This window comes from Streptomyces sp. NPDC028308, assembly GCF_055565855.1.
In genome coordinates this window covers 34,023-48,823 of record NZ_JBVHTO010000012.1, presented here as the reverse complement: position 1 = coordinate 48,823, position 14,801 = coordinate 34,023, and the positions used below count along the sequence as shown (strand labels likewise).

Genomic DNA, 14,801 nt, shown 5'->3' with positions numbered 1-14,801 from the left:
CACCGACAGTGAACAGCACGTGGTTCCGACGCTTCACCACGGTCACGGGAGACGGGCCGCGGCTCGTGTGCTTCCCGCACGCGGGGGGCTCCGCGACGGCCTTCAAGGACCTGACGCACGCCTTGCCGGGGCACGTCGACGTGGTGTGCGTGCAGTATCCGGGGCGTCAGGACCGTTACCGCGAGGAGCCGTTCACCGCTCTCACCGCGCTCGCGGAGGCGGTCGCCGAGGAGCTGGCCCGCGAACTGGCCGCGGGCGGCGCGCGGCCGTACGCCCTGTTCGGGCACAGCATGGGCTCGCTCGTCGCGTTCGAGACCGCGCGGCTGCTCGCCCGGGACGGACTGCCGGGCCCCCAGCGGCTGTTCGTGTCCGGCCGGGGCGCGCCGGACACCCCCAACGACGTCCCCTACCACCTCTACGACGACGCCGACGTGCTGGCCGACGTGCGCAGGCTCGGCGGCACCGACCAGGCCATGCTGGAGGACCCCGACATCCTGGAGCTGGTGATGCCGGCGCTGCGGGCCGACTACGGCGCCCTCGGCACCTACCGCTGGCAGGCCGGTGAGCCGATCGCCGCCCCGGTGACGGCCCTGATCGGGGACAGCGACCCGATGGTGAACGAGCGGCAGGCCCGGACGTGGGCCGCGCACACCACCGGCGCGTTCGACCTGAAGGTCTTCCCCGGCGGTCACTTCTACCTCTTCGACCACCTCGGCGAGGTCGCCGCGGCCCTAGCCGAGGGGCTGCTCACCGAGGCCGCCGCTTCCTGACCTCGCGCACCACGCGGTCGCCGGGCCACAGGTCCCACTCGACGAACCGCCCGTCCCCCGCCACCGGCATACCCGGGACGGTGGCGGCAGGGCGGCGTCGGGTACCGGCGGGCGCGGAGCGTACGGCCGCCCCCACCGCGTTCCTGTCGAGGCTGGACGGGCGTCGGTCTCGGCCGATGTGACGGCGGCGGGGCCGGACGGTGTGAGGGCGGTGGACGCCTCGGTGTAACGGGGGTGGCCACGGTGGCGCTGGTACTGGTGTCCGCGCGGGCGCCGCGTCCCGAGCCGGGCGTGACCGAGCCCTCGCGACGCGAGACCACGGCACCGTAGCGGCAAGGCGCTGACCTGGGCTTCAATGGTTCCGTCGCGGTCGGCCGACGGGAAACGCGGCTCCTGGAACCCCGGATTCCGCGCCCGGGACCCGGGGCGGCCAGCCCGGTGAGCGGGTCGTACAGATTCCGTGGAGATTACGCCACCGAAACTTACCGAGCCGTAAGTAATCTGTCCGCCCCTTCCCCATGTGCGCGCATTTTCTCGGCTGACCTGTGCGTACGGCGTGGTGTCCCGCTACTCGGCCCCCCTCCCGTCCGCTCCCGGGGTGGGGTAGCTTTCACGGCGCTGTGCCGAGCGCCACAAGGAGCGGGTTTGCGCGAGTTCACCAACCCTCCGCCGGCGTCGCCGCCGCCCGTGGGCGGTCTGGCCGACGTCGTGTTCGACCATGCGCAGGAGGACCCGCTGCGCGTCGCCCTCGGCCGCAAGGACGAGCGGGGGCAGTGGCGTGACGTGACCGCCGCCGAGTTCCGCGACGAGGTGCTGGCCCTGTCCAAGGGGCTCCTCGCCCAGGGCGTCCGCTTCGGCGACCGCGTCGCGATCATGTGCCGCACCCGGTACGAGTGGACGCTCTTCGACTACGCGCTGTGGACGATCGGCGCGCAGGTCGTGCCCGTCTACCCGACCTCGTCCGCCGAGCAGGTCTTCTGGATGCTGCACGACGCGCAGGTCGCGGCCGTCATGGTCGAGCACGAGGACCACGCGATGACGATCGCCACGGTCGTGGACCGGCTGCCGCAGCTGCACAAGCTGTGGCAGCTCGACGCGGGCGCCGTGCAGGAGCTGTACGAGGCCGGCGCGCACATGGACGACGAGGTCGTGCACCGGCACCGGCGCGCGGTCACCCCCGAGTCGGTCGCGACCGTCATCTACACCTCGGGCACCACCGGCCGCCCCAAGGGCTGCGTGCTCACCCACGCCAACTTCATGTTCGAGGCGGACACCGTCATCGACAGGTGGGAGCCCGTCTTCCACTCCAAGCGCGGGGACGAGGCGGCCACGCTGCTGTTCCTGCCGCTCGCGCACGTCTTCGGGCGGATGGTGCAGGTCGCCGCGGTCCGGGGCCGGGTCCGGTTCGGGCACCAGCCGCAGCTCAACGCGTCGGCCCTGCTGCCCGACCTCGCCGCCTTCCGGCCGACCTTCTTCCTCGCGGTGCCGTACATCTTCGAGAAGGTCTTCAACGCGGCCCGCCGCAAGGCGGAGAAGGAGGGCAGGGCGGCTGCCTTCGAGAAGGCCGTCGACGTCGCCGTCCGTTACGCCGACGCGATCGAGGCGAAGGCCTGGGGCATCGGCCCGGGCCCCTCCGCCGCCCTGCGGATGCAGCACCAGGTCTTCGACAAGCTCGTCTACGCCAAGGTGCGCGCGGCGATGGGCGGCCGGGTCAAGCACGCCATGTCGGGCGGCTCGGCGATGGACCGCAGGCTCGGCCTGTTCTTCGCGGGCGCCGGGGTCACCATCTTCGAGGGCTACGGGCTCACCGAGTCCACGGCGGCGGCGACCGCCAACCCGCCCGAGCGCACCCGGTTCGGCACCGTGGGGCAGGCCATCCCGGGCACCACCGTGCACATCGCGGACGACGGCGAGATCTGGCTGCGCGGCGGCAACGTGTTCCAGGGCTACCTGAACGACACCAAGGCCACCGACGCCACCCTGCACGACGGGTGGCTGGCCACCGGCGACCTCGGTTCCCTCGACGAGGACGGCTATCTCACGATCACCGGCCGCAAGAAGGAGATCCTGGTGACCTCCGGCGGCAAGAGCGTCTCGCCCGGAGTGCTGGAGGAGCGGGTGCGCGACCACCCGCTGGTCGCCCAGTGCATCGTCGTCGGCAACGACCGGCCGTACATCGCGGCCCTCGTCACCCTCGACTCGGAGGCCGTCGAGCACTGGCTCCAGATGCGCGGCAAGCAGCAGATGACCCCGTCCGAGCTGGTGCGCGACGCCGACCTGGAGACCGAGGTGCGGCGTGCCGTGGTCGCCGCCAACACGCTGGTCTCGCAGGCGGAGTCCATCCGTACCTTCCGGATACTGGCCCACCAGTTCACCGAGGAGCAGGGGCTGCTGACGCCTTCCCTCAAGCTGAAGCGGAAGGCCATCGAGAAGGCGTACCTCTCCGAGGTCGAGGCGCTGTACCGGGCCTAGGGCCTGTCGTTTGGATCAGGCCGACCCGTCTGTCACGGCCGACCTGATCCAAACGACAGGCCCTAGGTGTATTGACCCGCAGGGCTGTTCACACGGCTGATGGGTGGCTGGCCTCGGGGAAAGCGGGTTCCGCCGACCCGTGCCCGTCGCCGGATCGCCCGCTTTCCCGGCCCGGGATGCCTCCCGTACTCCGCCCCCGCCTCGGCGCGCGGCGGCCTCGTACCGTCCCTGCGCCCCGGTGCCGTGCTCCTACTCCCTCGCCCCGATCGCGTCCGCCGGACGTGCCCGCAGCACGAGGCGCGTGGGGAGCATCGTCCCGGCCAAGGTCAATACGGCGGTGGAGCCGAGGACGGCCACCCAGCCGAGGACCGGGGCGGTCGGCAGCGGTCCGCCGGTCAGCGCCGTCGCGACGAGCACCAGCGGCGGCACGGACGCGAGGACGCCCACCACGGCGCCGACGGCCACCACCGTCAGGCTCTCCCGGCGCATCATGCCGAGCACCTGCGAACGGCTCGTGCCGGTCAGCCTGAGGAGGGCGAACTCCCGCCTGCGGGCGACGGTGTTCATGGCCTGGGTGTTCACCACGGTGATGGCGGTGTAGCCGATGATCAGGCCGACCACCACGTAGTTCACCCACGCCGTGGCCCGCTGCTCCTCGATCTGCTGATCCGCCGCGAGGGCGTCGCCGAGGACGGTGCCCGGGTAGTCGTGCGCGAGCGCGGCGAGCCGGCGTCCGGTGCCGGCGGCGCCCGGCTCCGAGCGGACCAGGACGGACTGGTCGACGCGGTCGGTGGTGTGGGACAGCAGCAGGTCGTGGTCGAAGGTGAGGTCGGCGAAACCGGACCCCCTGCCGTAGAGGGCGATCACCTTCCCCTCGAAGGCCGTGCCGTCCCCCAGCCGCAGGTGTGCCCGGTCGCCGACGTCCAGCCCCAGCCACGAGGCCGCCGTCGTACTGAGGGCCACCGTGTCCGGCGCGAGGGAGGACAGGTCGCCCTCGCGCGCGTCGAGGTCGAGTGTGTCGGCCAGCGCCCGGGGCCGCACGCCCTGCGCGCTCAGCGACACGGTCTCCTGTTCGCCCAGCATCGAGCCCACCCCGACGACCTTGGAGCGCACGACGCCCGTCGCGGCCTTCACGCCGGGCAACTCCGCTGCCTCGCGCGCCAGTTGGGGGGACACTCCGGCCGGTGCGGTCAGGACGCGGTCGGCGACGGTGCCGGAACGGACCTGCTCGGCCGCCTCGTCCAGCTGCGTGGTCTGGGTGAACACCACCGTCGCCGCGAAGGAGACGGCCAGGACGAGCGGGGTGACGGCGGCGGCCGTACGGGCCGCCGCGCTGCGGGAGTTGGCCGCGGCGAGCCAGCCGGCGACACCCGTCCGGTTCAGCGCCGGCGCGAGCAGCCGGACCGCCGTACGGGTGAGCAGCGGGCCGAGCACGGCGACGGTGACGGCGAGGAGCAGCACCAGGGAGTTGGCCAGTCCCACCAGGGTCAGGAAGTCGGCCCGGTACCCGAGGCCCAGGCCGAACACGGCGACGGCCAGGACCAGCAGGGCACCGCCGGTGACGGTGCGCCCGCGGCCGAGCCGGGCGGGTTCGACCGCAGCCTCCCCGAGCGCCTCGGTGGGGCGGATACGGGCCGCCCGCCGGGAGGCGACGAAGCCGGCCGTCACGGCGGTGGCCACGGTCGCGGCGACGGCGGCCAGGAACGGCAGCGGGCCGATCACCGGGCGGAAGTCGGGCGGCACGATGCCCCGGCCGGCGAACTGCGAACTGAGCCAGTGCACGACGCCCACCCCGAGCGGGCAGCCGAAGACGCCCGCGACCAGGCCCGCCGTCGCGGACTCCGCGGCGATCATGCGGTGCAGCTGGCGCGGTGTGGTGCCGACGGCCCGCAGCAGCGCGAGTTCCCGGCGGCGGTGGCGGATCGCCAGGGATGTGGTGGCGCACAGTACGAAGACGGCCACCAGCAGGACGTTCCCGCCGATGCCGGTGGCCAGCTCGACCACGTTCGCCGCGCCGACGGCGAGGTCGGTGAACTCGGCCCGGCCGCGGTCGTCACCGGCGTACACGGAGACGGACTCGCCGGTCAGCGCGCGTTCGATCCGCGCGGTGACCCGGGACAGCGGGACACCGGGGGCGGTGACCACCCCGAAGGCGTCCGCCTGGCGCGCGGTGCCGGGGGCGAGCCGGTGGAGCGCGGGGTCGGCGGCGAACAGCACCGACTGGCGCGGGGTCCGGCCGCCGTCCAGGGCGACGAGCCCGGACACGTGGAAGGTGACCGGGGTCGAGGACGTCATGAGCCGTACGTCGGAGCCGACCCGCAGGTCGCCGCGGGCGGCGAGGTCGGAGTCCAGGACCACCTCGCGGGCGCCGTGCGGCGGGCCGCCCGAGGCGAGGCGGAAGCCGCCGAGCGAGAGACCGTCCCAGTTGTGCAGCCGGGGCGACGCGCCGTTGCGTCCGCCGACGGTCCGGTCGCCGTCGAGCAGCCGGACCGTGGCGCCGCGGTCCGCCGTCACGGAGGCGACGCCGTCGACGGCGGCGAGGTCGTCCCCGAGGGAGGCGGGCAGCCGGAGCCGCTCGGACAGCGGCCGGGAGCTGCGGTAGGTGGAGCCGTCGGCGGACCTCACGTCGACTTCCGCCCGCTGCCGGCCGGCGACGATCAGCGACGCCTTCTCGTAGCGCTCGGGCGGCAGGCCGGAGCGCAGACCTGACTCCAGCAGCACCCCGCAGGCGCTGACGACGGCCGCGGCGAGCAGGAGGGCTAGGAAGCTCGCGGCGAAGGCACCCTTGCGGGCGCGCAGGGTCGCGAGGGCGAGGCGCAGCATCAGCGGGTCCTCCGCAGCTCGGACATGGCGTCCCTGACCTGGTCGGCGGAGGGGCGGTCGACGTGCCGCACGACGCGTCCGGCGGACAGGAGGAGGGCCCGGTCGGTGTGCTCGGCCGCCACCGGATCGTGGGTGACCATGACGACGGTCTGATGCAGGTCGGTGACCGCCTGCCGCAACAGGAGCAGGATGTCCTGCGCGGTGTCGGGGTCCAGGGCGCCGGTGGGCTCGTCGGCGAAGACCACCTCGGGCCGGGTGATCAGCGCCCGGGCGATCGCCACCCGCTGCTGCTGTCCCCCGGAGAGCTCGGCGGGCCGGCGGCGCAGCAGGCCGGTGAGGCCGACGCCGTCCGCGACGCTGTGCACGGACACGTTGTCGGCGGCGGTCCCGGCCAGCCTCAGGGGCAGGGTGATGTTCTGCTCGACCGTGAGGGAGGGCAGCAGGTTGAACGCCTGGAAGACGAAGCCGACGCGGGTCCTGCGGTACTCGGTCAGCCGGGTCTCGTCGAGTTCCCCGAGGTCCTGGCCGTTGAGGTGGACGGTGCCGGACGTGGGCCGGTCGAGTCCGGCGGCGCAGTGCAGGAAGGTGCTCTTGCCCGAGCCGGAGGGCCCCATGACGGCCGTGAAGGTGCCGGGGGGTATCCCCAGGCTGACGTCGTCGAGGGCGACCGCCGCCGCGTCACCGTGGCCGTAGCGCTTGGTCACGCGGGTCAGTCGTACGGCGCTGTCGGTGGTGCGGAGGGGGGCGGACGCCGGTGTCCTGCGGGTGCGTGCTCCGAGCATGGGGTCCTCGCTGGGTGGGGGGCGGCGGGTGGTACTCCGAGTCCATCGCCGGAAACGCCCCGCGGCCTCCGTCCCCGCGTCGAATCGGGGCCTCCGCCGGCCGGTGGAGGGGGGCGGCCGGGCTCGGCCGCCGGGAGGAGGGGATGCGGGTGTGCGCCCCGGCCGGCGGGGGCCGTCTCCTCCTTGAGGAGGGGACGGCAGGGAGGACGGGGGCGGGGGCGGCTCCACCCTGGGTACGGCGGTCCGGGACGGGCGCCGCTCTAGGGTTGAGGCATGAAAGCGATGAGCTCCCCGGCCGGAGGGGGCCTACAGGCCGCGCTGGCCGACACGGGGCTGGCCGTCCTGGCGGCGGGCGGCTGTCTCGCGCTGCCCGCGGTGATCCCCGCGGACGGTCCCCAGCTGCGGTCGCCGGACGCCTGGTGGTTCGTCCTCGTGCTGCTGACGGCGCTGCCGTTCACCGTGCACCGCAGACTGCCCCTGGCGAGTCTGCTGGTCACGGCGTCGGCGGCGACCACGCTCCAGGCGCTGGAGTACGTGCCTCATCTCGCGGGGCCGGACGGCACGTCGATCGGGCCCACGTACCTGGCCGTCGCGACGGCCGTGTTCCTCACCGCCGCGCGCCGCGGGCCCCGGGTCACCACCCTGGTGGCGGCGGTGTTCATCCCGCTCGACGCCCTGCTGGAGGCGCTGCTCGCGCCGGCGGGGCACCGGATCACCGCGTTCCTGACCGTGGCCGTGCTCCTGCTGGCCGCCTGGGCACTGGGCCGCCTGGCGCGGGCGCGGGCCGCGATCCGGGACGAGGCCGTGGAGCGCGCGGCCGCGCTGGAGCGGGAGCAGGCCGCCAACGCCCGGGCGGCGGTGATGCACGAGCGGGCCCGCATCGCCCGCGAGCTGCACGACATCGTCGCCCACAACGTGAGCCTCATGGTCGTGCAGACGATCGCCGCGGACCGGGTGCAGGACCGGACCCCGGCGAAGGCGCACGAGCTGCACGCGGCGGTCGAGCAGACCGGCCGCGCCACCGTCACGGAGCTGCGCCGCCTGCTGGACGTGCTGCGCACCGACGAGGAGGCCGGGGCCGATCCCTCGAAGGAGCCGCCGCAGCCGACCGTCGACGCGCTCCCCGCCCTGATCGAGTCGGTGCGCGCCGCCGGTCTGGACGTCGACTTCGGGGTGACGGGTTCGGCGGTCCCCCTGCCGGCCGGTACCCATCTGACGGCCTACCGGGTCGTGCAGGAAGCGCTGACGAACACCCTGAAGCACGCCGGTTCCACCCGCGCCCGGGTGCGTCTCGCCTGGGAGGACGGGCCGCGGCGGCTCAGTCTGCGGATCTGCGACGACGGCCGGACCGACGCCTCGCCGCCCGTCCGGGTCCCCGCGGCGAGCGCGCACGGCACCGGGCACGGACTGGTCGGCATGCGGGAGCGGATCGCCGCCGTGGGCGGCACCCTGCACACCGGGCTGCGGCCCGGTGGCGGCTTCTGCGTGCACGCCGTACTCGACCTGCGGTGATCCCGCACCGCGGCACCCCGACGGAGGAACCGAACCGTATGCGTCCCATCACCGTTCTGCTGGCCGATGACCAGCCCATGATCCGGACGGGTTTCCGGCTCATCCTGGAGGCCGAAGGGGACATCGAGGTCGTCGCTGAGGCGGCCGACGGCCGGGAGGCCGTCGCCGAGACCGCGCGGCACTCGCCCGACGTCGTCCTCATGGACATCCGGATGCCGCACATGGACGGGGTGGAGGCCACCGACCTCATCGTCCGGAGCAACCCGTCCACCCACGTCATCATCCTCACCACCTTCGACCTGGACGCCCACGTCGTGGACGCGCTGCGGGCCGGGGCGAGCGGCTTCCTGGTGAAGGACGGGCCGGCGGACTCCCTGGTGGAGTCGATCCGTACGGTGGCCACCGGCGACGCCGTGCTCGCTCCCCGCGTCACCCGCCGGCTCCTGGACCGCTTCGCCGCCATGCCCTCCGACACGGCGCCTGCGGTGCCGCCGCGGCTCGACGTGCTGACGGCGCGCGAGCTGGACGTGCTGCGCGCCCTGGCCCGGGGGCTGTCGAACGCGGAGATCGGCGGGGACCTCGGGATCGGGGAGACGACCGTGAAGAGCCATGTCGCGCACATCCTGGAGAAGTTCGGGCTGCGGGACCGGGTGCAGGCCGTGGTCCTCGCGTACGACTGCGGGCTGGTCGCACCCCGTGCGGCCCGCCCGGCCGACCCCGGCTGAGCGGCCCCGGACGCGTCCGCCGACGGGCGTGCCGGGCCGGTCACGGGCCGCGTCCCCGCACTTCGGGGCCATTTCCGGCCAATATCCGGTTCTCATCGCTCATCCCCGAGCGTTTTGGGCGCTCAGGAATGCATCACGCGCTGTGATCGTTGACGATGGGAGTACCACCCGACGAACTGAAGGATCGAGAGCTCGTGAGCAAGGTCCCCCCGATCATCCTGAACAACGGTGTCGAGATGCCGCAGCTGGGCTTCGGCGTCTGGCAGGTCCCGGACGACGAGGCGGAGCGGGCCGTCACCACGGCGCTGGAGGCCGGGTACCGCAGCATCGACACCGCGGCGATCTACGGCAACGAGGAGGGCACGGGCAAGGCGATCGCCTCGGCCGGCGTCCCGCGTGCGGACCTCTTCGTCACCACCAAGCTCTGGAACAGCGACCAGGGGTACGACTCCACCCTGCGTGCCTTCGACACGTCCCTGGAGAAGCTCGGCCTCGACTACGTGGACCTGTACCTGATCCACTGGCCGCTGCCCTCCCGGGGCACCTACGTCGACACGTACAAGGCGTTCGAGAAGATCCACGCGGACGGCCGCGCCAAGGCCATCGGTGTCTCCAACTTCCTTCCGGAGCACCTGGACAAGCTGATCGCCGAGACGTCCGTCGTCCCGGCGGTCAACCAGATCGAGCTGCACCCGCACCTCCAGCAGGGCGAGTCCCGCGCGTACCACTCCCAGCACGGCATCGCCACGGAGGCCTGGTCCCCGCTCGGCCAGGGCAAGGGCCTGCTGGAGGTCCCGGCGATCGTCGCCATCGCCCGCAAGCACGAGCGCACGCCGGCCCAGGTCGTGCTGCGCTGGCACCTCCAGCTCGGCAACGTGGTGATCCCCAAGTCCGTGACGCCGTCGCGGATCCGGGAGAACATCGAGGTCTTCGACTTCGAGCTGGACGCCGAGGACATGGCGGCGATCAGCGCGCTCGACGAGAGCCGCCGCATCGGCCCCGACCCGGCCTCCTTCGACGTCGTCTGAGACACGGCACGTCCTGACGGCCGCCGGGACACGCACCCGGCGCCCCGTCGGCGGAACACATTCGGGCGGGCGCCCCGGCTTCACCACCGGGGCGCCCGCCCGCCGCGCTGTCGGGGCACGGGACGCGCCCGGTGCCAAGGCGTCCGGTGCTGGCTACTCCGCCTTCACCCCGACGTGGACGGTCTGCGCCGTCAGCAGGAACACGTCCGGGCGGTGGTGCACGCTCGCCTTGTCGTCCGGGTCGAGGAGCCGGTCGAGGGTCGCCAGGTCCTCGGCGCCGAGACCGTCGGCGAGGCCCTCGCGACGGCGGGTCAGCGAGGTGACGACGAAGGCGCGGCCCTGCTCGGACAGCGGTGCGGGAAGGTCGAGCAGGAACGTGCGCGTCGCCACGTGCCGCAGGCCCACAGCGGTCAGCAGGGCGGGCCAGTCCTCCGTCTCGGACACGGCGCCGGGCAGATCCGCGCGCATCTCCTCGAACCAGTGCTCCTGCACGGCGTCCAGCCGGGACTGGAGCCCCGGGCGGCCGATGCCGATGGCGCGCGGCAGGAAGCGCGGGGCGAGGCCGCCCTCCAGCAGGGCGAGCGTGCCGCCGGGCGCGAGGCTCCGCGCGAACCCGGCGAGGGCGGCCCGCTGGTCGCCCACGTGGTGCAGGGACCTGCTCGCCCACAGGAGGTCCGCCGGGTACTCCAGGTCGCCCAGCCCGTCGGCGAGGTCGGCCTTCAGGGTGCTGAAGCGGTCGGTCAGGCCCCGGTCGGCGGCGCGGTCGGCGGCCCGGTCGAGGAGCGCCTGCGCCGCGTCGACGGCGACGACACGCGCCCGCGGGAAGGTCTCGGCGAGCAGGCACGAGACGACTCCGGGGCCGCTGCCCGCGTCCACGACGAGCCCGGGTTCCGGCTCCAGCTCCCGCAGCCAGGCCGCGGCGCTCGTGTAGAGGGGCGTGAAGAGTTCCGCCTCCTGCTCCAGCAGGGGCAGCATCTGGGCGAAGTCCGTGACGGTGTGGTCGTGGCCGGACGGTCCGGCGTGGTGGTGAGCGTGCGCCATGTCTGCGAGCCTCTCGTTCGGCATGCGGACAGCGTGCTCCACCCCTCCCGGAAACGGCCAGTCGTGTTGCGCGAACGGCAAACAAGAGGGTGCGAACGAGGCGGCACCTGTCGCGTCGGACCGAGCGGCGACGGGACGACTGCGGTCCGCCAGGGGCCGGGGCCCGCGTGACACACGCGGCCGGCTCCTGGCGGACCCGTTCACCCGGTGACTACAGCGCCGGGTAGGCGTTCTTCATGAGCTCCTGGAACTGTGCCGAGAACCAGTGGCCCGACAGCGGGGCGTTCGGCAGCGCGCCGGACATGTTGTTGTTGTTCCGCGGGTTGCCGGTGTACGTCGGGTCGCACATCCGGTCGAAGCCCTTGCCCTCGTCGTTGTCGATGGCGGTGCTGGAACCGTCCGACTCCCCCGGGGGCTTCATCCACACGTAGGCGTCGATCCCGGCCGCCGGTGCCGCCTGCGGCCGTTCACCGAGGCCCGCACCCGCCTGGTTGCACCAGTTGCCGAGGTGGATGCGCCGGTCGTAGCGGCCGCCGTTGACGTAGGTGTCGACGTTGGTCAGGGCGCCGGGTCCGGTGGGCCGTGCCGTGCCGCCCCAGCCGTTGCGGGAGGTGTCGATCAGCATGCCGAGCTTGGAGTCGAAGCCGATCGAGACCAGCTGGTTGCGCATGGCCTGGGCGTACGACAGCTCGTCCACGTAGCGGTTCCAGTCGATCCACTTCGAGGTGCGGACCGAGGCGCCGTTGACGGTGTCGTTGACCGTGAAGTGGTCCTCCTTCAGGGCGCTGTAGTTGGCGGTGTTGACGATGAAGCCGTGCACGTCGGCGACCGTGGCGCCCTCGGCGGTGGCGGCCTGCTTGAAGAGGTCGGCGGAGGGACCGAAGTTGTCGTCCCAGCCGAGCCAGCCGTGGTGTCCGGCGTCCACGTAGTTGTAGACGTTGGGCACGTCACCGAGCTTGTTCAGCGCGTAGCCGACGCCCTTGATGTAGTTGCCGTTCGCCTTCATGGTGTCGCAGTTGGGGGTGGCGGTGGCCCGCGGCGTGACGTTCGTGACCAGGTTGGGCAGCGAGTCGATCTCGACGGTGGTGACGATCCGCAGTCCCGCGTACTTGCTGTCCTTGAGGATCGCCGCGATCGGGTCGATGTACTGCGTCCTGTACTTGTCGATCTCCGTCGGGCCGAGTTCGCCGTTGGAGGCGAGGGCGGCGCAGTCCCGGCCGGGCAGGTTGTAGATGACCAGCTGGACGACCAGCTCGCCGGAGCCCTTCTGCTTCAGTGCCTCGTCGAGGTGGTCCCGCAGCCCCATGCCGCCGCCGGCCCCCTCGATGGCGGCGATCCGGTCGAGCCAGACGCCGGTCGGCTGGTTGGCGATGCGGCTGCCCCCGGGCTCGGCGGCGGCCTTCGCCGCCCACTCCGGGTTCACGTACACCTTGGCACCGGCGTACGGGTTGTCGGCGCGTCCGGACGGCTCGGGATCGGGGTCCGGATCCGTGCCGCCCCCGCCGTCCACGTTGCAGGTGACGCCGTCGAGGGTGAACGTGGCGGGCAGCGCGTTGCTGCCGCTGTACGAGGCGTTGAAGCCGAAGCTGACCGAACCGCCGTTGGCCAGCGTGCCGTTGTAGCTCTCGTTGGCGGCGGTGACGGCCGTGCCGCTCTGGCTGAGCTTCGCGTTCCAGCCCGAGGTGACCTTCTGGTTGCCGGCGTACGACCACTTCACCGCCCAGGACGACTTGGCGGCGCTGTGGTTGGTCACCGTCACGGCGGCGGTGAAGCCGGAGTCCCACTGGTTCTGCACCTTGTAGTCGACGGTGCAGGGGACGGCGGCGGGGCCGATGTCGCCGGGGACGGCCGCGAGGGCGGTGCCCGAACCGCCGGCGACCAGGGCGAGTGCCGCCAGGAGGGCTGTTCTTGTACGGCTCATGTGCGGGTTCCTATCCGTTGAGGGAGCGCAGGTGGTCGCGCAGCCCGGTGCCGTAGGACGTGGGTGTCCCGTCGTAGTCGGAGATGAGGGAGGGGCCGGAGGAGCAGTCCCAGGTGTTCCAGGTCCAGCCCAGGTAGGAGAGGTTCCGAGCGTCGAACCAGGCCATGACACGGTCGACGAAGGAGTGGGCGCAGGTGTTCTCGCCGATCTCGCCCGCCACGAGCGGGACCCGCTCGGCGACGGGGGCGAGTGTGGAGTTCCAGCAGCTCTCGGTGGCGCAGGAGTTGAAGTTGTAGACGTGCCAGGCCGCGGCGAGATTGCCCGCCGGGTCGCTGGGCCGGTACGTCAGCCACTGGCTCAGGTCGTTCGAGTACGCGAGCCCGCCCGCCAGGATCAGGTTCCTGGCGCCGGTGCCGCGGACGGCGTCGACCAGGTCCTGCATGCCGGCGACCTCGTAGCCGATGCCGGGGCAGGTCCCGCCGTCCCGCCAGCAGGTCCACGCCTGGGCGGCGGTGGACGTCGCGCGGTCCGGGTAGGGCTCGTTGAACAGGTCGAACGCCACCGCCGGGTCGTCCTTGAACGCGCTCGCGACGGACGCCCAGAAAGCGGGTCCGTACCGGGCGTCCGGCATCGGTTTCTGGCAGCTGGCGTGCACGTCCGAGCAGCCCGCCGAGTTGCCGGTGTACTGCCCGTACGTCCAGTGCAGTTCGAGCACCGGTGTCATGCCGTGCGCCTCGATCCTGGACACGAGGTCCCGGACCGCGGCGACGTAGTCACCTCCTCCGTAGCGGGGGTCGATGTTCGAAAGTCCCAGCCAGCACTCCTCGTTGAGGGGAATGCGGACCGTGTTCGCCTTCCAGTCGGCGATCGCCTTCACCGACGCGTCGTCGACCGGGCCGTCGAAGATGCCACGGCCCTGCACGCACATGAACTCGCCGCCGGAGCGGTTGACGCCGAGCAGCCTGCGGGTGCGGCCGTCGGTGTCGACGAGCTTGTCGCCGTCGACGTGCAGCGCGGGCGGCGCGCCGGAGGGCGGCGGCTGCGTGGGCGACGGAGTCGGTGACGGCTCCGCGTCCGTGTTGCACACCGTGCCGTTGAGCCGGAACGCGGTCGGTGTCGGGGCGCCTCCCGTGGAGGAGGCGATGAAGCCGGCGCCGACCTCGGCGCCCGTGGCCAGCGAGCCGTTCCAGCTCTCGTTGGCCGCGGTGACGGTCGAGCCGGTCTGGGACCACTTGGCGTTCCAGCCCTGGCTGACCTTCCGACCGTCGGGGAGTTCGAAGGTGAGGCTCCAACCGCTCACCGCTGCGCTGTTGTTGGTGATGCGCACGGCACCCTGGAAGCCGGTGTCCCACTGGCTGGTGACGGAGTACTCCACCGTGCACGCGGGTGCGGCTCCTGAAGCCGTGACGACCGGCGCGATCGCGGTCCCGGCAAGGGCGACCGCGATGCCGGCCACTGAGAGTGCCAAACGCGGGGGGTGTCGCATGAGCGACTCCTTGCAGTTCGGGCGCGTCGTGTTCGACGCGTCGACTGATGGAACCGCTCCCACTGGTGCCGAAGAAGGTAGCGGCAAGTCACGGCGAAGAACAGAGGGGTCGCACTGTCGATCAATCGAATCATTTCGACTCTTCAAGCACCTTGACCCCCCACACCCCCCTCCCCATCATGGGAGCGCTCCCACTGGTTCAAGGCTTGTTGCTCCTCCCCCACTTCTCCGAGCCGCAAGG

The 14,801-nt window shown here is 72.6% G+C and carries 10 protein-coding genes; 5 read left to right on the top strand and 5 right to left on the bottom strand.

Going from position 1 to position 14,801, the window contains the following annotated elements; translation table 11 throughout:
• Window positions 1-8: 8 nt before the first annotated feature.
• Both ACZ4VA_RS27285 and ACZ4VA_RS27280 read left to right on the top strand, forming a co-directional pair.
• Window positions 9-770 (top strand): thioesterase II family protein, encoded by a 762-nt coding sequence (locus ACZ4VA_RS27285; protein WP_356176363.1) that lies wholly within the window; start codon window positions 9-11, stop codon window positions 768-770.
• A 645-nt stretch (window positions 771-1,415) separates the two neighbouring features.
• On the top strand, window positions 1,416-3,242 hold the full coding sequence (locus tag ACZ4VA_RS27280) for an AMP-dependent synthetase/ligase (RefSeq protein ID WP_356176366.1): 1,827 nt from the start codon (window positions 1,416-1,418) through the stop codon (window positions 3,240-3,242).
• A 249-nt stretch (window positions 3,243-3,491) separates the two neighbouring features.
• Here the strand turns inward: ACZ4VA_RS27280 and ACZ4VA_RS27275 are convergent, their stop codons facing one another.
• Together ACZ4VA_RS27275 and ACZ4VA_RS27270 are read right to left on the bottom strand one after the other, a co-directional pair.
• The gene (locus ACZ4VA_RS27275; protein WP_468082801.1) at window positions 3,492-6,065 is read right to left on the bottom strand and encodes an FtsX-like permease family protein; all 2,574 of its coding nucleotides are present in this window, start codon (window positions 6,063-6,065) and stop codon (window positions 3,492-3,494) included.
• Window positions 6,065-6,847 (bottom strand): ABC transporter ATP-binding protein, encoded by a 783-nt coding sequence (locus tag ACZ4VA_RS27270; RefSeq protein WP_356175008.1) that lies wholly within the window; start codon window positions 6,845-6,847, stop codon window positions 6,065-6,067. Before ACZ4VA_RS27270 ends, ACZ4VA_RS27275 begins: the two co-directional genes overlap by 1 nt.
• Window positions 6,848-7,120: 273 nt before the next feature.
• Here ACZ4VA_RS27270 and ACZ4VA_RS27265 point away from each other — a divergent pair, with 273 nt between their 5' ends.
• From ACZ4VA_RS27265 to ACZ4VA_RS27255, 3 genes are all read left to right on the top strand, one after another.
• The gene (locus ACZ4VA_RS27265; RefSeq protein WP_356175005.1) at window positions 7,121-8,359 is read left to right on the top strand and encodes a sensor histidine kinase; all 1,239 of its coding nucleotides are present in this window, start codon (window positions 7,121-7,123) and stop codon (window positions 8,357-8,359) included.
• A gap of 38 nt (window positions 8,360-8,397) precedes the next feature.
• Window positions 8,398-9,084, top strand: coding sequence for a response regulator transcription factor (locus ACZ4VA_RS27260; RefSeq protein WP_356175002.1), 687 nt, complete (start codon window positions 8,398-8,400; stop codon window positions 9,082-9,084).
• A gap of 236 nt (window positions 9,085-9,320) precedes the next feature.
• Window positions 9,321-10,112: an aldo/keto reductase gene (locus ACZ4VA_RS27255; protein WP_388903380.1), complete on the top strand. Its 792-nt coding sequence runs from the start codon at window positions 9,321-9,323 to the stop codon at window positions 10,110-10,112.
• A 153-nt stretch (window positions 10,113-10,265) separates the two neighbouring features.
• Here ACZ4VA_RS27255 and ACZ4VA_RS27250 read toward each other — a convergent pair whose 3' ends face one another.
• The 3 genes from ACZ4VA_RS27250 to ACZ4VA_RS27240 form a co-directional block, all read right to left on the bottom strand.
• A complete protein-coding gene (locus tag ACZ4VA_RS27250) occupies window positions 10,266-11,177 on the bottom strand; it encodes a class I SAM-dependent methyltransferase (RefSeq protein WP_388902933.1) in 912 nt (303 codons plus the stop codon).
• A gap of 187 nt (window positions 11,178-11,364) precedes the next feature.
• Entirely contained in the window at window positions 11,365-13,074 is a 1,710-nt protein-coding gene (locus ACZ4VA_RS27245; protein WP_355787896.1) for a glycoside hydrolase family 6 protein, read from the bottom strand.
• A gap of 10 nt (window positions 13,075-13,084) precedes the next feature.
• A complete protein-coding gene (locus tag ACZ4VA_RS27240) occupies window positions 13,085-14,560 on the bottom strand; it encodes a cellulose binding domain-containing protein (protein WP_468082797.1) in 1,476 nt (491 codons plus the stop codon).
• Window positions 14,561-14,801 lie beyond the last annotated feature (241 nt).

Bases quoted from the DNA above. Each gene is read 5' to 3' on its own strand.
- ACZ4VA_RS27275 (WP_468082801.1), bottom strand. From the start codon at position 6,065: ATGCTGCGCCTCGCCCTCGCGACCCTGCGCGCCCGCAAGGGTGCCTTC.
- ACZ4VA_RS27270 (WP_356175008.1), bottom strand. From the start codon at position 6,847: ATGCTCGGAGCACGCACCCGCAGGACACCGGCGTCCGCCCCCCTCCGC.
- ACZ4VA_RS27265 (WP_356175005.1), top strand. From the start codon at position 7,121: ATGAAAGCGATGAGCTCCCCGGCCGGAGGGGGCCTACAGGCCGCGCTG.
- ACZ4VA_RS27260 (WP_356175002.1), top strand. From the start codon at position 8,398: ATGCGTCCCATCACCGTTCTGCTGGCCGATGACCAGCCCATGATCCGG.
- ACZ4VA_RS27255 (WP_388903380.1), top strand. From the start codon at position 9,321: ATGCCGCAGCTGGGCTTCGGCGTCTGGCAGGTCCCGGACGACGAGGCG.
- ACZ4VA_RS27250 (WP_388902933.1), bottom strand. From the start codon at position 11,177: ATGCCGAACGAGAGGCTCGCAGACATGGCGCACGCTCACCACCACGCC.
- ACZ4VA_RS27245 (WP_355787896.1), bottom strand. From the start codon at position 13,074: ATGAGCCGTACAAGAACAGCCCTCCTGGCGGCACTCGCCCTGGTCGCC.
- ACZ4VA_RS27240 (WP_468082797.1), bottom strand. From the start codon at position 14,560: ATGCGACACCCCCCGCGTTTGGCACTCTCAGTGGCCGGCATCGCGGTC.